The sequence below is a fragment of the Pseudomonas koreensis genome, from assembly GCF_024169245.1.
Taxonomy (GTDB): Bacteria; Pseudomonadota; Gammaproteobacteria; order Pseudomonadales; family Pseudomonadaceae; genus Aquipseudomonas; species Aquipseudomonas koreensis_F.
Window position 1 is genome coordinate 5,529,807 of sequence record NZ_JALJWP010000001.1, and the last position, 19,635, is coordinate 5,549,441.

At 60.3% G+C, this 19,635-nt stretch carries 22 protein-coding genes; 6 read left to right on the top strand and 16 right to left on the bottom strand.

Annotation, left to right across the window (positions count from 1 at the left end; all coding sequences use genetic code 11):
• Positions 1 to 17: 17 nt before the first annotated feature.
• The 9 genes from J2Y90_RS24460 to J2Y90_RS24500 form a co-directional block, all read right to left on the bottom strand.
• Positions 18 to 623 carry an START domain-containing protein gene (locus J2Y90_RS24460; RefSeq protein ID WP_253504268.1) on the bottom strand — a complete coding sequence of 202 codons (606 nt, stop codon included), beginning with the start codon at positions 621 to 623 and terminating at the stop codon, positions 18 to 20.
• A 40-nt stretch (positions 624 to 663) separates the two neighbouring features.
• Positions 664 to 918, bottom strand: coding sequence for a YkgJ family cysteine cluster protein (locus tag J2Y90_RS24465; RefSeq protein WP_253504271.1), 255 nt, complete (start codon positions 916 to 918; stop codon positions 664 to 666).
• 163 nt (positions 919 to 1,081) lie between these two features.
• Positions 1,082 to 1,555, bottom strand: coding sequence for a translation initiation factor 2 (locus J2Y90_RS24470; protein WP_253504273.1), 474 nt, complete (start codon positions 1,553 to 1,555; stop codon positions 1,082 to 1,084).
• A 79-nt stretch (positions 1,556 to 1,634) separates the two neighbouring features.
• Positions 1,635 to 3,074 carry a PLP-dependent aminotransferase family protein gene (locus J2Y90_RS24475; RefSeq protein WP_024013893.1) on the bottom strand — a complete coding sequence of 480 codons (1,440 nt, stop codon included), beginning with the start codon at positions 3,072 to 3,074 and terminating at the stop codon, positions 1,635 to 1,637.
• A gap of 203 nt (positions 3,075 to 3,277) precedes the next feature.
• The gene (locus tag J2Y90_RS24480) at positions 3,278 to 4,090 is read right to left on the bottom strand and encodes an OmpA family protein (RefSeq protein ID WP_253504276.1); all 813 of its coding nucleotides are present in this window, start codon (positions 4,088 to 4,090) and stop codon (positions 3,278 to 3,280) included.
• A complete protein-coding gene (locus J2Y90_RS24485; protein WP_253504279.1) occupies positions 4,087 to 4,449 on the bottom strand; it encodes a DUF4398 domain-containing protein in 363 nt (120 codons plus the stop codon). Before J2Y90_RS24485 ends, J2Y90_RS24480 begins: the two co-directional genes overlap by 4 nt.
• A 9-nt stretch (positions 4,450 to 4,458) precedes the next feature.
• Positions 4,459 to 5,280, bottom strand: a complete 822-nt coding sequence (locus J2Y90_RS24490; protein WP_253504282.1) for a substrate-binding periplasmic protein — start codon at positions 5,278 to 5,280, stop codon at positions 4,459 to 4,461.
• An 81-nt stretch (positions 5,281 to 5,361) separates the two neighbouring features.
• Positions 5,362 to 6,291: an electron transfer flavoprotein subunit alpha/FixB family protein gene (locus J2Y90_RS24495; protein WP_253504285.1), complete on the bottom strand. Its 930-nt coding sequence runs from the start codon at positions 6,289 to 6,291 to the stop codon at positions 5,362 to 5,364.
• A gap of 2 nt (positions 6,292 to 6,293) precedes the next feature.
• The gene (locus J2Y90_RS24500) at positions 6,294 to 7,043 is read right to left on the bottom strand and encodes an electron transfer flavoprotein subunit beta/FixA family protein (RefSeq protein ID WP_253504288.1); all 750 of its coding nucleotides are present in this window, start codon (positions 7,041 to 7,043) and stop codon (positions 6,294 to 6,296) included.
• Positions 7,044 to 7,593: 550 nt separating this feature from the next.
• Between J2Y90_RS24500 and J2Y90_RS24505 the strand changes: the two genes are divergently transcribed.
• Complete coding sequence (locus tag J2Y90_RS24505) at positions 7,594 to 9,258, top strand: electron transfer flavoprotein-ubiquinone oxidoreductase (protein WP_253504291.1); 1,665 nt, start codon at positions 7,594 to 7,596, stop codon at positions 9,256 to 9,258.
• Positions 9,259 to 9,442: 184 nt separating this feature from the next.
• On the opposite strand, the gene J2Y90_RS24510 is transcribed toward J2Y90_RS24505, so the two are convergent.
• Positions 9,443 to 10,333 carry an AraC family transcriptional regulator gene (locus J2Y90_RS24510; RefSeq protein WP_016770956.1) on the bottom strand — a complete coding sequence of 297 codons (891 nt, stop codon included), beginning with the start codon at positions 10,331 to 10,333 and terminating at the stop codon, positions 9,443 to 9,445.
• Between the two features lie 190 nt (positions 10,334 to 10,523).
• Between J2Y90_RS24510 and J2Y90_RS24515 the strand changes: the two genes are divergently transcribed.
• Complete coding sequence (locus J2Y90_RS24515; RefSeq protein WP_253504294.1) at positions 10,524 to 11,576, top strand: NAD(P)-dependent alcohol dehydrogenase; 1,053 nt, start codon at positions 10,524 to 10,526, stop codon at positions 11,574 to 11,576.
• A gap of 11 nt (positions 11,577 to 11,587) precedes the next feature.
• Here J2Y90_RS24515 and J2Y90_RS24520 read toward each other — a convergent pair whose 3' ends face one another.
• The 6 genes from J2Y90_RS24520 to J2Y90_RS24545 form a co-directional block, all read right to left on the bottom strand.
• Positions 11,588 to 12,391, bottom strand: a complete 804-nt coding sequence (locus tag J2Y90_RS24520) for an IclR family transcriptional regulator (RefSeq protein ID WP_253505336.1) — start codon at positions 12,389 to 12,391, stop codon at positions 11,588 to 11,590.
• Between the two features lie 61 nt (positions 12,392 to 12,452).
• A complete protein-coding gene (locus tag J2Y90_RS24525) occupies positions 12,453 to 13,763 on the bottom strand; it encodes an MFS transporter (RefSeq protein ID WP_253504297.1) in 1,311 nt (436 codons plus the stop codon).
• A gap of 191 nt (positions 13,764 to 13,954) precedes the next feature.
• Positions 13,955 to 15,103 (bottom strand): galactonate dehydratase, encoded by a 1,149-nt coding sequence (gene dgoD, locus J2Y90_RS24530; protein ID WP_016770960.1) that lies wholly within the window; start codon positions 15,101 to 15,103, stop codon positions 13,955 to 13,957.
• A gap of 63 nt (positions 15,104 to 15,166) precedes the next feature.
• On the bottom strand, positions 15,167 to 15,787 hold the full coding sequence (locus tag J2Y90_RS24535) for a 2-dehydro-3-deoxy-6-phosphogalactonate aldolase (protein WP_253504300.1): 621 nt from the start codon (positions 15,785 to 15,787) through the stop codon (positions 15,167 to 15,169).
• A gap of 19 nt (positions 15,788 to 15,806) precedes the next feature.
• Complete coding sequence (locus tag J2Y90_RS24540; RefSeq protein ID WP_253504303.1) at positions 15,807 to 16,796, bottom strand: 2-dehydro-3-deoxygalactonokinase; 990 nt, start codon at positions 16,794 to 16,796, stop codon at positions 15,807 to 15,809.
• A gap of 178 nt (positions 16,797 to 16,974) precedes the next feature.
• Positions 16,975 to 17,457 (bottom strand): GNAT family N-acetyltransferase, encoded by a 483-nt coding sequence (locus tag J2Y90_RS24545; RefSeq protein WP_253504306.1) that lies wholly within the window; start codon positions 17,455 to 17,457, stop codon positions 16,975 to 16,977.
• 225 nt (positions 17,458 to 17,682) lie between these two features.
• On the opposite strand from J2Y90_RS24545, the gene J2Y90_RS24550 reads away from it, so the two are divergent.
• The 4 genes from J2Y90_RS24550 (at position 17,683) to J2Y90_RS24565 (ending at position 19,570) form a co-directional block, all read left to right on the top strand.
• Positions 17,683 to 18,336 carry an HD domain-containing protein gene (locus J2Y90_RS24550; protein ID WP_253504308.1) on the top strand — a complete coding sequence of 218 codons (654 nt, stop codon included), beginning with the start codon at positions 17,683 to 17,685 and terminating at the stop codon, positions 18,334 to 18,336.
• Positions 18,337 to 18,444: 108 nt separating this feature from the next.
• Positions 18,445 to 18,786, top strand: a complete 342-nt coding sequence (locus J2Y90_RS24555) for a hypothetical protein (RefSeq protein ID WP_253504310.1) — start codon at positions 18,445 to 18,447, stop codon at positions 18,784 to 18,786.
• Between the two features lie 44 nt (positions 18,787 to 18,830).
• Positions 18,831 to 19,085 (top strand): hypothetical protein, encoded by a 255-nt coding sequence (locus tag J2Y90_RS24560; RefSeq protein ID WP_253504312.1) that lies wholly within the window; start codon positions 18,831 to 18,833, stop codon positions 19,083 to 19,085.
• Positions 19,086 to 19,189: 104 nt separating this feature from the next.
• Positions 19,190 to 19,570, top strand: coding sequence for a Rho termination factor N-terminal domain-containing protein (locus J2Y90_RS24565; protein ID WP_253504314.1), 381 nt, complete (start codon positions 19,190 to 19,192; stop codon positions 19,568 to 19,570).
• Positions 19,571 to 19,635 lie beyond the last annotated feature (65 nt).

The window sequence follows — 19,635 nt, forward strand, 5'->3', positions numbered from 1 at the left end:
TGTCTACAGCGAATTGATTATTTCTCGGCGCGTTGTTTCAGCGCTTTCAGGGTATTGAATGGCGCATCAACGACAAACTTGTTGGCGACCATCGCTGGAACGCTGCCGCCTGGCTCGGTGTGCACTTGATAGGTCACTTCGACCTGATCGCCTTTAGGCACAAACTTCCAGAAACCCTTGACCTGCTGAACCCGCACGAAACCTTTTTCTTCCGGCAGATAGGTCGGCACGCCTTCAAGGTTGCGGGTCAGGCTGCCATCGGTGCCTTCAACGGTAGTGATCTTCAACACCGAATCACGCGAGGTCACTGGCCACGGCGTATTGAACTGAGTATAGGTCCAGCTCTGATCGCCCTCATGTTTGAGCAGCTTCTGGGACTTGCACTCGTAGATCCAGGCGCAGGCGCCGGAGACGTCTTCCTGCAAAGCGCGCAATTTAGCGATGGTGGTCTTCATCAGCGCGACGCCCTGATAGGACTTGTAGTCAGACCCGGGTATTTCACTCAGGGAAACCTTGATGCCGTCTTCGTTCTTGGCGACTTTCCAGTCTTCCGCCTGGGCGGCCGAAGTGGCGAGTACGGCAGTCAGACCACACAACACAGCGATACGGTGCAGCGAACCCATAGTGTTATTCCTTATTGTTGAAGTTCCGTTGGTGAACACATCACGCCGCCGTCATCTGCTCCCACCAGCCGATCAATCTGATCGCTTCTTCCGAGCTGCCGCCGCAGACCTCGACATCCGCAGCGAAGCCCGAGCAAACAGCCGGACGTTCCGGGCGGCCGAAAATGCTGCACAGGTTATCGACCGACAGTTGCACGCAACGTTCGCCGGCGGGTTTGCCGTCGGGCATGCCGGGGATCGGTGAACTGATGGAGGGGGCAATGCAGCAAGCGCCACAGCCTTCGCGGCATTTCATGACGTACAGATCCTCGCGACGGGCGATGTGTAAAGAGACGGGGAACAGAGTAACCGCTAAAACGGCTGTTTCAAATTGCTGCAAGCGGGTTTTCAACGATAAGTAAAAGTGACCGGGCAGTCTCCGACGAAGCGTCTGCCCTGCGCATCACAGATGGCCTGTTCTATTGTTTGAATTCGAAATCCAGCGCCGCGCCTTCTACATCGCGTCGCGCTTCGTTGCGAAGTTGCAACTGCATTTCGTTGCTGAGCAAGCGGCCGTTGAGCTGAAAACCGTTGTCTTTCTCGCCAAACATCTGCGGCAGGATCGCCTCGCGTTTGGGCAGCTCCACGGTACCCTTGGGCTTCAACTCTTCAACCATATCCTTGGGCAGGCTGAGATCGAGTTTTGCCGGCGGCAATTTGGTTTTCGCCACTTCGCTGGCGGATTTCGATTTCGACGCAACCGGGCGGCGCTTCTTCACTGTGGCGTTTTTTTTGGCCTGGGCTTTCTTCGCGGGAACCGCGGTTTTCACGGCTTTGTTCGCCGTACCCGTCGCTGCCGGTTTTTCCTGGGCTGCGGCCGCCATGACACCCGGTACCTGACCGATCATCAGCAAACCCAGCAATACCCACGCGGCAGGAACAATCGCTTTCATGGACCCAACGAGACTAACGGCAGAGGGCCACATGCTCGCCTGTTGTGCGTCACATGACAAGCATCACCTCCCTCCTCGTTCAGAATCCGCCAGCGGTTTCCTGACACAGTTGCGTCGCCAACAGACCCAGCGTCATCAGTGCCCGCTCCGCCTCGCGATTCCAAGGAATGCCGCAATTGAGGCGGATACAGTGGTTGAACTGCTCGGTGTTACTGAAGATCAGCCCCGGCGCGATGCTGATGCCTTGCTGCAATGCGCGGACATGCAATTCCTGAGTGTTGACCCGCCCCGGCAAGCTCACCCACAGGATAAAACCGCCGGTGGGCCGGGACATTTGCGTGCCTTCGGGGAAATGTTGCTGCACCGCGAGCTGAAACGCACTGAGATTTTTTCGGTATTCCTGACGGATGTACCGTAAATGCCGGTCATAACCGCCGTTTTCCAGATAGGCGGCGATCGCCATTTGCGTAACGCTGCACGCCGAATGGGTGCTGAAGGTTTGCAGGCGCTGGATTTCCTGCTGGTACTTGCCAGCGATCATCCAGCCGATGCGCACACCTGGCGATAAGGTTTTGGAGAAGCTCGAGCAGTAGATCACCCGATCCAGCCGGTCATAGGCTTTCAGCGCTTTGGTGCGGCCTTGCTCGAACATCAGTTCGCCATAGATATCGTCTTCGACAATCTGAATGTCGAAATCCGAGGCCAGGCGCAGCAACTGTTTCTGCCGCTCTTCCGGCATGGTTCCGCCGAGTGGATTGCTCAGGCGCGTGGTCAGCACCAGTGCCTTGATCGACCATTGGTTGGCGGCCAGTTGCAAGGCTTCCAGGCTCATGCCGGTGGCGGGATCACTGGGGATTTCGATGACTTTCAGACCGAGCAGATCAGCCAGTTGCAGCAGGCCGTAATAGGTCGGTGATTCCGCCGCGATCAGATCGCCCGGCCGGGTCAGCACGCGCAATGACATTTGCAAGGCATCGACACAGCCGTGGGTGATCACCACTTCCGACGGATCGACCACCACGCCGGCGTCCCGCATGCGGATCGCGACTTGCCGGCGCAGCGGTTCGAAGCCGGGGCTGAACATGTAGCTGAACGCCCGTGGACTGTGAAACCGGGTGACCTTGGCGAGCTGCTGATGCAGTGCCCTTACCGGCAAATAATCGACACTCGGCACCGCAGCGCCAAGCGGGAACACGCCTTCACGCCGGGACTCGACCAATACCTGTTGGATGATGCTGCTGCGGGTGACCAGCCCCGGCCGTTCGACCCGGGCAATGTCCGGCGTCGGCGCGGTCAGCGCCGGGGTCTGGTGCACGTAGTAACCCGACTGCGGCCGGGCGCGGATCAGGCCCTGATCTTCAAGGTTGGCGTACGCCTGCAGCACAGTCGCATGGCTGACGTTGAGCTGCGAACTCATCTTGCGCACCGAAGGCACGCGCTCCCCGGGTTGATAGACACCACGGCGGATGTCTTCGGCCAGTTGCTGAGCAATACGTTGGTAGAGCAAGAGATTGGTCATGACGCAGCACTCGATTTCACGGGCGTTTTATTCTTGTGTGAAACAATACCGGAACAGTTTAGAAGTGTACTGGGACAGTTGCCAGATTACTCGACCGTACAGTGCGGTGTCTGCCCCATCTGTACGGTTTTGCGCGGCAATCGACACAGACGTAAAAAAGCCCGGCGCTGCATGACAGGCCGGGCTTCCCAGAGACGCAACCCTCAGCGGGCGGCGCCGAGCTGGCCTTTTTCGTCGGAGAAAACAATTTCCACCCGGCGGTTCTGCGCCCTGCCGCGCTCGGAAGCATTGGCGTCTACCGGAAACTGGTCACCGTAACCTTCGACCTGAATGCGTTTTTCATCGACGCCCAGATCGACCAGCACGTCAGCCACCGATTGCGCGCGGTCGCGGGACAGTTTGAGGTTTTCCTGTTTGCCGCCGGTGCTGTCGGTATAACCCTCGATGCGCACCACGCGCTTGGGGTTCAGTTGCAGGAACTGAACGATCTTCAACACGACACGGTTGGCCGAGTTCTTCAGTTCCGCTTCGCCGGTGTCGAACAACACGTCGCCGAGGGTCATCACCAGACCGCGATCGGTCTGCGTGGTGGCCAGCGCCACGATCTGTTCCTCCAGCCATTTGCCCTGCTGCTGCACGCTGAGCAGCTTCGATTCGCGCAGGGCCAGTTGCAGCCGTTGCCGCTCCAGCTCGAGCTTGGCTGCGCGTTCCTCATTGAGCGCCTGATTGGTATGCTCGCGAGCGATTTCGCTGTAGCGCTGACTCAGGTAGGCGTAATGCACCACGTCGGCACCGCTGCCCCAATAGGTCGACAGACGATCGGCGCGGGCCAGGGATTCACCGGCACGGATCACGTCTTTCGGCGCGATGCGCAGCACGTTGGAATCTTCCTTGACCTTCTGGAAATCAGCGCCGGCCTGTTGCAGCGCCGCCTCGCTATGCTGGCCGGCGCAGCCGTACAGGCTGGCGCAACCGGCAAGAAGCAGAATGCCAAGGGCGTTGGAATTCAGGCTCATTGCGCTTCCCCCAGTTGCAGCTGCTTGCGCAGGCGGACAATGCGGGTATTGAGCACATTGAGTTGCTCTTCGCTTTTTTTCGTCAGCACCTTGGCTTCGGCCAGACGTGCATCCAGTTCGGCCTGCTCGGCACGCATGCGCGCGTTGCGATAGGACTCGTCCGCCATATTGCCCTTGGCACGGTTGTATTTGGTTTCGGCCAGCTGCATTTCCGGCACTTCGTCAGCGGTGGCGCCGACTGCCTTGGCCTGCGCGATGGCTTGTTCGGTCAAACGCATTTGTTCACTGGGTGCCGGATCGGTTGCGCACCCGGCCAGGGCCAGAACGGCCACAGCCGCGAAAAGAGGTCGAATACTCACTAAGAATCCCTACTGTTTTGGGGCACTGACAGGTTGTGGCGGCTGTTGCTGTTGCGCCTTCCAGCGCTCGATGTTGCGTTGCAGCGCGGCTTCCGTCAGTCCGGACGCGGACAATTCTGTCATCTTTTTGGCGAGCTGTCCGCGCAACCACGGATCGTTGCAGGCCGAGTTATGCGAAACCGCGAGGAACAGACCCGGCCGGTCGATGGGTTGCTCGAACGTCAACAGATCGTTGCTCATGCCTAATGCCTGCGCGGCGGCGAGCCCTGAGTAGCGCCCGGCGAGTACATATTCCACCTCACCCAAGAGCAATTTCTGCAAGGCCTGGGTAAGGTTGGCCGTCCGCGTCAGGGTCAGATTCTGCTCGGCGAAAGCGCCGAATGCCTGGGTCATCCGAGACTTTTCCGACACCGCGCCGGCATGGCCTTTCAGATCGGCCGCCTCGGCATAGGTCAGCGTCGAGCCTTTGCGTGTCCACACCAGGTAGTCGTTTTCCAGCAGGGGCGGATGAATGTAGTCGAGGTTTTCCAGCTCATTCACGGTCAGCGGTGCGTCGGCCAGCATGTCCATGCGCCCGCTGCGCACTTCGTCGAGCGCTTGCGAGCGTTTGCCGGCATACAGCAGATCGACTTTGATGCCGAGGTCCTTGGCCACTTGCTGCAACAGATCGGCACTGGCACCGATCAATTGCTTGGGGTTTTGCGGGTCCTGCCAAAGGTACGGCGGCGCATCCGGGCTGCCGGTGACGACCAGGCGCTCGCACTTGCCAGCGGCCGTGGCCAAACCGGGCAACAGCACCAATCCCAACAACCATCCGCAGCGCAGATCCATGGCCAACCGCTCCCCACTCAAATCCGAGACAAAAAAAAGCCCGACCAACAGGCCGGGCTCTTTATAAGTGAAGCCGCCGGATTAGACCAGCTTCTCCAGCTCAGGTACTGCTTCGAACAGATCCGCCACCAGACCGTAATCGGCCACCTGGAAGATCGGCGCTTCTTCGTCCTTGTTGATCGCAACGATCACTTTGGAGTCTTTCATACCGGCCAGATGCTGGATCGCGCCGGAGATACCGACGGCGATGTACAGCTGTGGCGCAACGATCTTGCCGGTCTGACCGACCTGCATGTCGTTCGGTACGAAACCTGCGTCGACCGCAGCGCGGGAAGCACCAACAGCCGCGCCGAGCTTGTCGGCCAGAGCGTACAGGTGTTTGAAGTTGTCGCCGTTCTGCATGCCGCGACCGCCGGAAACGACGATCTTGGCAGCGGTCAGCTCAGGACGATCGGACTTGGCCAGCTCTTCGCTGACGAAGCTCGACGTACCGGCGTCGTGGGCAGCACCAACCGCTTCAACGGCAGCCGAACCACCTTCAGCGGCAATCGGATCGAAGCCGGTGGCACGCACGGTGATGACTTTGATCGCAGCAGTCGATTGCACGGTAGCGATGGCGTTACCGGCGTAGATCGGACGCTTGAAGGTGTCAGCGCTTTCGACCGAGATGATCTCGGAGATCTGGTCAACGTCCAGCGCAGCAGCCACGCGCGGCAGGATGTTTTTGCCGTTGGAGGTCGCGGCAGCGAGGATGTGGCTGTAGCCAGCGCCCAGCTCGGCTACCAGCGGCGCGATGTTTTCCGGCAGCTGATGCGCGTAGGCGGCGTTGTCAGCGTTGAGGACTTTGCTCACGCCAGCGATTTTCGCCGCGGCTTCGGCCACCGGGCCTGCGCCCTGACCTGCCACCAGAACGTGGATGTCGCCGCCGATTTTGGCAGCAGCGGCCACGGTGTTCAGTGTGGCCGGGGCCAGCACTTTGTTGTCGTGTTCGGCGATTACCAAGATAGTCATGATCAGATTACCTTCGCTTCGTTTTTCAGTTTCTCGACCAATTCAGCCACCGACTTGACCTTGACGCCTGCGCTGCGTGCTGCCGGCGCTTCGACTTTCAGAGTCTTGTTGGTGGAGGCGGTGGAAACGCCCAAAGCGTCCGGAGTCAGCACTTCGAGAGGCTTCTTCTTGGCTTTCATGATGTTTGGCAGGGACGCGTAGCGCGGCTCGTTCAAACGCAGGTCGGTGGTGACGATGGCCGGCAGTTTCAGCGAAACGGTCTGCGCGCCGCCGTCGATTTCGCGGGTCACGGCAACGCTGTCGCCGGAGACTTCGACTTTCGAAGCGAACGTGCCCTGGCCGTAGCCGCTCAGTGCAGCGAGCATCTGACCGGTCTGGTTGTTGTCGCTGTCGATCGCCTGTTTGCCAAGGATCACCAACTGAGGCTGTTCCTTGTCGACGACGGCCTTGAGCAGCTTGGCCACGGCCAGCGAGGTCAGGTCTTCAGCGGATTCGACGAGGATGGCGCGGTCGGCACCCAGAGCCAGTGCGGTACGCAGCTGCTCCTGAGCGGTGGTCGGGCCGATGGAGACGACGACGATTTCAGTCGCAACGCCCTTCTCTTTCAGGCGTACGGCTTCTTCCACGGCGATTTCGCAGAATGGGTTCATCGACATCTTGACGTTGGCGAGGTCGACGCCGGAATTGTCCGCCTTGACGCGGACCTTGACGTTGTAATCCACAACGCGTTTGACAGCTACAAGAACCTTCATGGATTCCTCGTTACTCTCCGGTGAAAAGAAAGTCGCCTAGGCGAACCTGGCGGATGATGCTCATCGGGCGACAAGGGCACCTCTAAAAACGCCGGCTTGAATGTGAGGTGATTCACTTGGCGAAGGCTGATGACCGTTCGTCAGGGGTGACTGCCGGGTCATTCATTCCCACGCTGTGTAAACTGCGCGCCGGACTTGCGCTGCGCATCACCGTCTACTGCCTGTGCCCTGTCTTTAGAGGTGCTCTTGAAACCGCCAGTCTGCCTACGGCGAGCGCAAAACCGCCCGTATCTTGACCGGAACGCCCATTCTGGTCAATACGCCAAAATGCCCTGTCATAAGCCGCGCTTCTTTGATTTATCAGGGCTGGAGGCGATTCAAACAAACGTTTGTATTGGACGCTGGGAGTGGTGTAGATATAATGCGCCGCCTAGAGAGAAAGGTGGATTCGCCAATATTCCCTTTGACGTTAACGTAAAGGCAATACGGATGCGAGATCAAACCTCCATATTAGAAAAAAAACTGTTGAGCCTTGAGTAGGAGATAGCCTGTGGAACGCGAATACATGGAATTCGACGTCGTCATCGTCGGTGCCGGCCCCGCTGGTCTGTCCGCCGCCTGCCGCTTGAAGCAGAAGGCCGCTGACGCCGGTAAGGAAATCAGCGTCTGCGTGGTCGAAAAAGGCTCCGAAGTCGGCGCGCACATCCTCTCCGGTGCGGTGTTCGAACCGCGCGCACTGAACGAGCTGTTCCCGGACTGGAAAGAACTCGGCGCGCCGCTGAACACGCCAGTAACACGCGATGACATTTTCGTGCTGAAAAACGCCGACAGCGCGCAGAAGATTCCTGACTTCTTTGTGCCCAAGACCATGCACAACGAAGGCAACTACATTATCTCCCTCGGCAACCTGTGCCGCTGGCTGGCTCAGCAGGCCGAAAACCTCGGTGTGGAAATCTACCCGGGCTTCGCCGCTCAGGAAGCACTGATCGATGAAAACGGCGTGGTGCGCGGGATCATCACCGGTGATCTGGGCGTAGATCGTGAAGGCCAGCCGAAAGAAGGCCTGTACACCCCGGGCATGGAACTGCGTGGCAAGTACACGCTGTTCGCCGAAGGCTGCCGTGGTCACATCGGCAAGCAACTGATCAAGCGTTACAACCTCGACAGCGATGCCGACGTCCAGCATTACGGCATCGGTCTGAAAGAGATCTGGGAAATCGACCCGGCCAAGCATCAGCCAGGCCTGGTGGTGCACACCGCCGGCTGGCCGCTGGACATCATGGGCACCGAGAACACCGGCGGCTCGTTCCTTTATCACCTGGAAAACAATCAGGTGGTGGTCGGTCTGATCGTCGACCTGTCCTACAGCAACACTTACCTGTCGCCATTCGACGAATTCCAGCGCCTCAAGCATCACCCGGTGCTCAAGCAATACCTGGAAGGCGGCAAGCGCGTCAGCTACGGCGCCCGCGCCATCGCCAAGGGCGGCCTGAACTCGCTGCCGAAAATGGTCTTCAAGGGTGGCGCGCTGATCGGTTGCGACCTCGGTACCCTGAACTTCGCCAAGATCAAAGGCAGCCACACCGCGATGAAGTCCGGCATGCTCGCGGCTGAATCGGTAGCCGATGCGCTGTTCGCCGAGCAGGACTGCACGGTCGAGCTGACCACTTATGTTGACGCGTTCAAGAACAGCTGGCTGCACGAAGAACTGTTCGCCAGTCGCAACTTCGGCGCGGCGATTCACAAATACGGCGCGATCATCGGTGGTGGTTTCAACTGGCTCGACCAGAACATCTTCGGCGGCAAACTGCCGTTCACCCTGCGCGACCCCAAGCCGGATTACGCCTGCCTCAAGCTCGCGGCCGACTGCAAGAAGATCGACTATCCGAAACCCGACGGCAAACTGAGTTTCGACAAACTCAGCTCGGTGTTCATCTCCGGTACCAACCACGAAGAAGAACAGCCATGCCATTTGAAGCTGACCGACCCGAGCATCCCGATCAGCAAGAACCTGCCGCTGTACGACGAACCGGCGCAGCGCTACTGCCCGGCCGGCGTGTACGAAGTGATCACCAAGGAAGACGGCGAGAAGCGCTTCCAGATCAACGCCCAGAACTGCGTGCACTGCAAGACCTGTGACATCAAGGACCCTGCGCAGAACATCACCTGGGTGGCGCCGGAAGGTGCCGGCGGCCCGACTTATCCGAACATGTAAGTCGAAACGCTGAACAAAGAGGCTCCCGAAATGGGGGCCTTTTTGTTGCCCGCGATTCCTGCACCACCGCCGAACCAATGTAGGAGTGAGCCTGCTCGCGATAGCGGTGTTTCAGTCAGCATCATCGTCAACTGATACACCGCTATCGCGAGCAGGCTCACTCCTACAGGGGATCTCCATTGGCTCAAGCAGCGCGCTCGTCTCCCGGGCTGCGCTCGAAGTAACGCTTGTACTCGCGGCTGAACTGCGACGTGCTCTGATACCCCACCCGATGCGCCACCTGCGCCACACCCAGCCCTTCCGCCACCAGCAGCGTCTGCGCCTTCAACAAGCGCAAACGCTTGAGATACTGCACCGGCGACAACAATGTGCTGCGTTTGAAATGCTCGTGGAAGGTCGACACGCTCATGTTCGCGCAACCGGCCAGGGTCTCGACATTCAGTGGCTCGGTGTAGTGCGCATGCAGATGGCTGATCGACGCCGCCACCCGGGCGAATTGCCCTTGTTGCTCGACCAACGCGCGCAACACATCCGCTTGCGGCCCGCGCAGCGCGACGAACAATAATTCGCGGACCCGCGCCGGGCCGAGAATCTGGCATTCCAGCGGATCGTGCAGGCAGCTGAGCAGCCGCTCGACACAACCGCGCATGCCATCATCGAGCACCACCGAGGTCATCGACTCCGGCGTCTGCGCCGGAATATGCCGCCCCGGCGCCAACCCCATGGCTAGCACCAGCTCGCCGAGCAGCACGCGATCGATCGCCACCGACACACCAAGCAACGGCGCATCGGGCAAGGCGAAAGTTTCACATTCGAACGGCACCGGCAGCGCCTGGATCAGGTAATGCCCGGCGCCGTATTCCATGGTGCGTGGGCCGAGAAACGCCAGTTTGCTGCCCTGAGCGATGATCATCAGGCTCGGCTCGTAGATATGCGGGCCACGGGCGACGTCGCAACTGGCGCGCAAGATCTGCACACCGGGCAGGCCGGTCTGGCTGTAGCCATCACGCAGCGCCAGCGGTTCGATCAGCGAAACCAGGCGGGCATTGGCATCAAGATGACGGGTCAACTGCATCGAATAGGTCTTCGTAAAAATCTGAGAAAAAGGGATGAAAACATCATCGCAGATCCGCTGGCCAATGCGACCGCCGCAACCCGCATCCCGGAGGATTAGGCATGAGACCCGGAGAAATCGTCATGGCCGCACCCGCGTCTGGCGCCCAGAATTCACCGCCTCACTTGTCACTGTTTTTGCGAGGTCACTCATGTACACCGCCATCGGCTATGCCGCCCAATCGGCCACTACTCCCCTCGCCCCGATGAAATTCGAACGCCGCAGCCCGCGCGCGGACGACGTGGCGATCGAAATTCTCTACTGCGGCGTCTGCCATTCCGACATCCATCAGGCACGCAATGAATGGGGCATCGCCGTTTATCCGCTGATGCCCGGCCATGAGATCGTCGGAAAAGTCACCGCTGTCGGAACGAATGTCACCCGTCACAAGGTAGGCGATCTGGTTGGCGTCGGCTGCATGGTCGACTCCTGCCGCAGTTGCGAAGCGTGCCAGGCGAACCTCGAGCAATATTGCCTCGAAGGCCCGACCATGACCTACGCCACCCCGGACCGGGTCGATGGCAGCAACACCATGGGCGGTTATTCCGACAGCATCGTGGTCAGCGAACACTTTGTCGTGCGCATCCCGGAACGCCTGGCGCTGGCCAGCGCCGCACCGATTCTCTGCGCCGGCATCACCACCTACTCGCCGCTCAAGCACTACGGCGTGAAGGCCGGTGACAAGGTCGGGATTCTCGGCATGGGCGGCCTGGGCCACATGGGCATCAAGTTCGCCAAGGCCATGGGCGCAGAAGTGACATTGTTCACGCGCTCGGCGAGCAAGGCGGAAGAAGGTCGTCGTCAGGGCGCCGATCATGTGATCGTCTCCACCGACGCCGAGCAGATGAAGGCCGCGGCCGGTTACTTCGACTTTTTGCTCGACACCATTCCGGTGCAGCACGACCTCAATCCGTACCTCGACACCCTGCGCTTCGATGGCGTGCACATTCTGGTGGGCCTGATCGAGCCGGTGAACCCGCCCGTCCACGCCGGCAAACTGGTGATGAGCCGTCGCGTACTGGCCGGCTCGCTGATCGGCGGTATCGCCGAAACCCAGGAAGTGCTGGATTTCTGCGCCGAGCACAACATCACCTGCGACATCGAAATGCTCGACATCCGCAATATCAACGAAGCCTACGCGCGGATGATTGCCGGTGACGTGAAGTACCGTTTCGTCATCGACATGGCGACGCTGAAGGCTTAAACCTTCACGGCTTACACCTTCAAGCCAAGCTCCGCCGACAGCCGGGTTGTGACCCCTTTGAGCAGGGGGATCAACTCGGCCATTTTTTCCAGCGGCATGTACGGCACGGTGCTGGCGATGCTGATCGCGGCAACAATGCCCTTGCTCGCATCGCGAATCGGCGCCGCCACGCAGCGGATCGACGGTTCGTTGTCTTCCAGATCGAAGGCGTAACCACCGGCGACGTATTCGCCCATGCGCTGTTCGAGCTGTTCCCACGATTGCTGGGGATGCTGCGGCCAGAACTGACTTTTGCCACCCGCTGGCAGGCTGATGTCGTACAGCCGCCGCCAGTCCTGCGGCGAGTCATCGAGCATCAATGCCTTGCCGATCCCGGTGCGCACCAGCGGCATGCGATGGCCGACCCGCGAACGCATTTCCGGGCCGTTGCGCCCCGGATTCTTCAGCAGATACAGCACTTCATCGCCTTCGCGAATGCCCAGATGCACGGTATCGCCGGTCAGCGCCGACAACTCATCCAGAAACGGTCCGGCCAAGGTCACTAGCGGCAACTCTTCGCGGGCCTGAAAGCCCAGTTCGATCAGTTTCGGCCCAAGCAGATAACCGATTTGCGGCGCCACGCGCAGATAGCGCTCATCGACCAGGCAACTGGCCAGACGATGGGTGGTGCTGCGCGTGGTGCCGATCAGCCGGGCAATCTCCTTGAGATCACGCGCGCCGCTGGCCACCGCTTGGACTACACCGAGGCCGCGCAACAGCGTCTGGGTGCCGGTGGGCGCGGCGTCCTTGGTTTTTTCCGGGGCGTCTTCCTGCATATCCAGCCTTTTACCGTTGAGCGAAGGAACGGGCGGCATTATGGTCGCCCGACGCTGAGCACTACAACTCGATACGCTCGACCTTGCCCACCAGCAGCACGTAGGACAAGGCACCGACCAGCGCGAGCACGGCGATGTAAGTGATCGCCGGGGCGAACGAATCACCGCTGGCGAGGAAGCCGATCACGATCGGCGTAGCGATCGCCGAGAGGTTGCCGATGAAGTTGAACACGCCACCGGTCAGACCGAGCAAGCGCGCTGGTGCCAGCGTCGAGACCAGCGACCAGGTGATGGACGCCAGACCGTTACCGAAAAATGCCAGGGCGAGGAAGGCGATCACCAGCGGCGTCGACTCGACGAAGTTGGCGCCGATGATCGAGGTCGAAATCAACAGACCGCCAATGATCGGCAATTTGCGCGCAAAGCCCACGGTGTAGCCGCGCCGGATCAGGAAGTCGGAAAAGAATCCCGAACACAACACACCGACGAACGCGGCGAGAAACGGCAGCGATGCAAGCAGGCCGGACTTGATGAAGTCCATGCCGCGATATTTCACCAGATAGGTCGGGAACCAGGTGAGGAAGAACCACAGCGTCGAGTTCAGGCAGAACTGGCCGAGGTAGATGCCCCACAACTTGCGCTTGCTGAGAACGATACCCAGATCGGTCCAACTGAATCTGGCCTTGACCTTGGCCGCGTCAGCCTGGATATCGACCAGCCCGCCACCCTCGCGGATCAGATCGATTTCCGCCTCATTGGCGCCTTTGAAATTGCGCGGCTCGCGATACACCGCGTACCAGATCACGGCCCAGAGAATGCCCACCGCGCCGGTGGCGACGAACACCATGTGCCAGCCGAATTCGTGTTGCAGCCACGCCAGCACCGGGGTCAGGAAGGCCAGACCGACGAACTGCCCGGAGGTGTAGAAACCGATCGCCGTGGCGCGCTCGCGCTCAGGGAACCAGGTGGTGACCACGCGGCTGTTGATCGGATAGGCCGGCGCTTCCAGCGCACCGACGGCCATGCGCAGCACGAACAGTGCGATGAAGCTGCTGACGAAACCGAGCATCACTGTGGCCACCGACCACAGCAGCAGCGCGACGCTGTAAAGGATCCGTGGCGGCACGCGATCGACCAGCCAGCCGCCGGGGATCTGCATGGCAGCGTAAGTCCAGCCGAAGGCGGAGAAGATCAGCCCGACGTGAACCGGATCGATGCCCAGCTCACTGGTCAGCGCCGGCGCGGCAATCGACAGGTTGCTGCGGTCGAGGTAGTTGATGACCACGGTGATGAACAGCAACACCATGATGAAAAACCGCTTGCGGCTAGGCGTGACTAAAGACGCCTGCCCGGAGAGGGTATGCGTTTGCATGAGAGATGCCTCTTTTTATGTTTGTTGAGGTCATGACGCAGATCTCCTCTCCCTCGGAGAACTGATCGTTCCCACGCTCCGCGTGGGAATGCAGCCCGGGACGCTCCGCGTCCCAGCAGCGGACGCAGAGCGTCCATTGAGGCATTCCCACGCAGAGCGTGGGAACGATCTGATGCTAGCGAGTCAGAGACTCACCACTCGGCAAAGCTGCCATCGGCATGGCGCCAGATCGGGTTGCGCCAGCGGTGGCCGACGGCGGCGCGTTCGATTACGTATTCCTCGTTGATCTCGATACCCAGTCCCGGGCCGTTCGGGATCTTGACGAAGCCCTGGTCGTAGTCGAATACCCGTGGATCCTTCACATAGTCGAGCAAGTCGTTGCTCTCGTTGTAATGGATGCCGAGGCTCTGCTCCTGGATAAACGCGTTGTAACAAGCCGCGTCGAGTTGCAAACACGCCGCCAGCGCAATCGGCCCCAGCGGGCAATGCAGCGCCAGCGCGACGTCGTAGGCTTCGGCCATGTTGGCGATCTTGCGGGTTTCGGTGATGCCGCCGGCGTGGGACGCGTCGGGCTGGATAATGTCGACGTAGCCTTCGCTCAACACCCGTTTAAAGTCCCAGCGCGAAAACAGACGCTCGCCCAAGGCAATCGGTGTGCTGGTCAGCGGCGCCAGTTCTTTTAGCGCTTCGTAATTTTCGCTGAGCACCGGTTCTTCGATGAACATCAGCTTGTACGGGTCGAGTTCCTTCATCAGCACCTTGGCCATCGGCTTGTGCACGCGGCCATGGAAGTCGACGCCGATGCCGACGTTCGGCCCGACCGCATCACGTACGGCGGCGACGTTGGCCAGGGCGAGGTCGACTTTCTCGAAGGTATCGAGGAACTGCAGTTCTTCGGTGCCGTTCATTTTCACCGCAGTGAAACCACGGCTCACTGCTTCTTTCGCCGCACGCGCGGTGTCGGCCGGACGGTCGCCGCCGATCCACGAATACACACGGATCTTGTCGCGCACCTGGCCACCGAGCAGGTCGCTGACCGAGACGCCGAGGGCTTTGCCCTTGATGTCCCACAGGGCCTGGTCGATACCGGCCAGCGCACTCATGTGGATCGCGCCGCCACGGTAGAAGCCGCCGCGATAGAGCACGGTCCAGATGTCTTCGATATTGCGTGGGTCTTTGCCGATCAGGTAGTCGGACAATTCTTCCACCGCAGCGGCGACCGTGTGTGCGCGCCCTTCGACCACGGGCTCGCCCCAGCCGGTCACGCCCTCGTCGGTTTCGACCTTGAGGAAGCACCAGCGCGGCGGAACGATGAAGGTCGTGAGTTTGGTGATTTTCATCTCTGCTCTCTTTTTGTAAATGCAGCTCTTGTTCGGATGCAGCGCACACAGCGCCGAAAAGTCTTAACGCAGGGCTTTCCATGCGGCCACATAGGCCTTGGCATTCTCGGCCACCTGTTCCGGCGTCATGCCAGGTTTGAACAGGCCGGAACCGAGGCCGAAGCCTTTCACGCCGGCGTCGATAAAGGCCTGCATGTTGTCCGGGGTAATGCCGCCGACCGGCGCCAGCACCGTGCCAGCCGGCAACACCGCGAGCCAGGCTTTGACGACTGCCGGCCCCATCTGCTCGGCCGGGAACAGTTTGAGAATGTCCGCACCCTCGGCCAGGGCGGCGAAGGCTTCGGTCGGCGTGGCCACGCCCGGCGACAGGTACAGCCCCGCCACTTTCGCCGCGCGCAACACCTTGGCATCGCTGTGCGGCATGACGATCACTTGCCCGCCAGCAGCTTTGACCTGCTCGACCTGCTCGGGGGTGAGCACGGTGCCGGCACCGATCAGGCAATCGGCGGGCAGCGCATCACGCAGGATGCGGATACTTTCGTACGGCGATGGGGAGTTGAGCGGTACTTCGATGACGCGAAATCCGGCGGAATAAAGGACTTCTCCGACAGCCGCCGCTTCCTGCGGTTGCAGGCCACGCAGAATCGCGATCAGACCGTTTTGTGCCAGTGCTTGCTTGAGCATGTCAGGCCTCCAGTCAGGGTTAACGGGATGAGGAATCGATCAGTCCGGCGGCGCGCGCCAGTTGCCACAGGCCACGCTCGGTCGCCTGCTCGGCTAGCGTCACCTGAGCAAAGCCGCAGGCGTCGAGGGCGCGTTGGTAGCGCGTGCACAATTGCGCATTACCGATGAGCACGATCGCTGGAAGGTTCGCTTGATTGCGCCGGCGCCGCTGCACATTGGCAAGCGCGGCCAGCTCATGGCCGATCATCAGGCCGGAGAGATAATCCGCTTGAGCGCTCGGGCGCAGTTCACCAGTGAGGCCGAGGGTGCGGGCGCTGAACAGGGTCGACAGCACACCCAGCTCAGCATCCGCCGACAGCGCGATTTGCACGCCGCGATCGAACGCCTGCGCATCGAAGGTCGCGCTCGGCTGTTGGGTACGGCCAAGAATGCTGTGTTCGCTGAGTACGGCGAAGACTTCGCCAGTCATGAAGGTGTCGAAATGCGTGATGCGGCCATTGACCACTTCTACCCATTTCGAGTGGCTGCCCGGCAGGCCGATCAGCAGATTGTTACCCGCCTCGGCCGGCAGACTTTGCAGCACGCCGAGGACCTGGGTTTCTTCGCCACGCATCACATTCGGCAGGCGCGAACGCTGGATCACGCCCGGGACGATATGCACTGGCGTGCCGCGAAGACTGATAACGGTCTGTAGGGAATTTCCGAGATGGGCGACGTCCGCCGGCGTCTCGCAGTAAGCCGCTTCGCGCCAGCCCTGGGCACTCCCGACCATACCGCAAGCGATCACCGGCAAATCCGGCTGAGCGTCGAGCCAGTCACCGCAGGCCTCGTCGAAGGCCAGTTCAAAACCATCGGCGCATTCATGACCGTGGATGATTCGCGGGGTCTTGGGCAACTGCATGATCCCGGACGACAGTGCACGCTGCTCCAGCACCACACCGTCCGCCGCGAGTTTGTAAGCACGTAATGAGGTTGTCCCCCAATCGAGCGCGATCAATTGCGCCTGCATCGCTTCACCTGTTTTGTTTTTGGCAGTGAGTGCGACGGACTATAAACCCGGGCGAGCTAAAATCTCAATATATAAATATCAATCCCATATTCTGGGATACTGGCAAAAAAAGATCGCAGCCTTCGGCAGCTCCTACAGAGGTAAACAGGAGCTGCCGACGGCTGCGATCTTTCAGGCGTCAGTTACCTGCAGCGAACTCGCGCAAGACCTTGCCATCCATGCGATACCGCACCCATTCCTCCTGCGGTTGCGCGCCGAGGGATTTGTAGAATTCGATAGCCGGGGTGTTCCACTCCAGCACACTCCATTCGAAGCGGCCGCAGTCGTTGGCGCAGGCGATTTTCGCCAAGTGGCGCAGCAGGGTCTTGCCGGCGCCGCCGCCGCGTTGTTCGGGGGTGATGTAGAGGTCTTCGAGGTACAGGCAATTGCTGCCCAGCCAGGTTGAGTAACTGAAGAAGAACACCGCGAAGCCGATGGGCAAGCCGTCGCGCAGACAGATCAGGCCATGGGCGGTAGCGCCTTCACCGAACAGGCTGCGTTCGATGTCGGCGACGCTGGCGATGACTTCGTGACGGGCCTTCTCGAAATCTGCCAGTTCGGTGATAAAGGCGAGGATTTGCGGCGCATCGCTGGGAGTCGCCGGGCGGATTTCGATCGTCATGGACGGGCCTTGTCTGCAAATTAAAGCGCCATACTAAGGCGCGCAGCGGCGCTCGTCACATGGCAAAACATCCTGACCTGCCCAATTTGGTGAACACTGCTGCCCCTGTGGGAGCGAGCCTGCTCGCGAAAGCGTCCTTCCAGCCAGCCTCGAGTCAACTGACATAATGTCTTCGCGAGCAGGCTCGCTCCCACAGTTGATACCGCACATTCTGAAAGGATGCTTATGACCGTTAACTGTTTTGCGCCGATGGAAACACTGGCATCAGCGCTGATTCGGCACGCACTGGAACCCTCGAACGACGGCGCCCACGACCTCGCTCACCTGCAACGGGTCTGGCACAACGCAAGCACCGTGCATGAAACCGAAGGCGGCGATCTCGAAGTGTTACTCGCCGCCGTGCTGCTGCACGATTGCGTAGCGGTCGAGAAAAACTCGCCACTGCGCTCCCAGGCTTCACGTCTGGCAGCGGACAAAGCTTCATCCGTGCTGAAGGAAATGAATTGGCCCGACGAGAAAATCAGCAACGTTGCCCACGCCATCGAAGCCCACAGTTTTTCCGCCAAGATCACCCCGTTGACCGTTGAAGCGAAAATCGTCCAGGACGCCGATCGCCTCGACTCGCTGGGCATGCTCGGCGTTGCCCGAACATTCTACGTTGCCGGGCGCATGGGCTCGGCGCTGTACGATCCGCAGGATCCCGAAGCGCGTGAACGCGAGTACGACGACACGCGTTTTTGCCTCGATCATTTCCAGACCAAACTGCTGCATCTGGCCGACGGCTTTCAGACTGCGACCGGCCAGCGTCTGGCACAGATTCGTCATCAGCGACTGAAGGCTTTCATGGAGCAGTTCAAGGAAGAGATCGGCATCGTCTGAACGGCGCACACGCAACATCAGTGAAGACCGTTCGTCGATCATCAGGCACCAATCCGACACAAGGGCTGACCAACCAAGTGTATGGATTCCAATCACTGGAGAAGCCCTATGATCTCGTCAAGGTTGACCGCTTTAGTCTTCAGCGCCCTGCTCTGCCCCGCGGTGTTCGCCGCCTCCACGGCAGCAGGCACTGGCCCTACCGATCCGACCCCGCCACGTGCGCCCGCCATCAACAGTGCCCCCGGTGTGAACACCGATGGCTCCGGCGTGCCGCTGATCAATCAGCCGCCAGCCACCGGCACCGACCCGCGCACTCAGGGCAGCGATCCTGGACGTCAGGGCGGCATGAACACGCCTGATTCTCCTGCCACTCCGCCTGACAATGCCGGCCCCGGTGTCGGCTCGAAAACCACCACCGGTGGCTCCGGTTCCGAAGGTGCCGGTCAGTAGTTCGCCGACGCGAGCGCCCTATTCACTCCCATGAAGAGGTAACCATGAACGTCGACAAAGACCTGGAAAAAGAAGTCCTCACCCGCCTGCTCCACGCGCATCCCAATGGTCTGGGCAAGGAGGTGCTGGACAATTACCGGGGCGAGAAAGTCGTGGCCAGCGCCCTCGCCGCCCTGCAGGATCGCGGGCTGATTCACCATGGTCATGTGACCCTGAGCGAAGCGGGCGAACATTCGCTGAACCTGCCGATCAAGCTCAGTTCAGCCGGGGTTGAAGCGGCAAAGAAACTCGATAGCTGACGCTGATTGGGGCTGCGGACTCTCGACAGTGAACGTGTGATTCGTCTCGAGAGATTCGCAGCCTTCGGCGCAACGCACCACATCCTGACGCAAGGAGAAATCCCATGCCTCGTGGAAGCAAAGACAAATACACCAGCGAACAGAAGCGCAAAGCCGAGCACATCGAAGACAGCTACGAGAAAAGGGGCGCGTCGAAAGATGAAGCCGAGGCGCGCGCTTGGGCGACAGTGAACAAGCAATCCGGTGGTGGTGAGAAATCCGGCGGCTCTGGGCGCAAAAAACCGGCGAGCGCCAAGTCGCAAGAGCGCAAGGAGTCATCGCGCCGCGCGGTGGCCAGTCGCAAGGGCCACTCGCGCAACAGCGAGACCTCGAAGGATACGCAGACGGTCGATAGCCTGATGAAGGAAGCCCGGGCGAAGAACATTCCGGGACGCTCGTCGATGCGCAAGCAGGAGTTGATCGAGGCGTTGCGCAAGGCTGGCTAAACGCCCCCACCGTAGGAGCTGCCGCAGGCTGCGATCTTTCGCCTTTCAAGATCAAAAGATCGCAG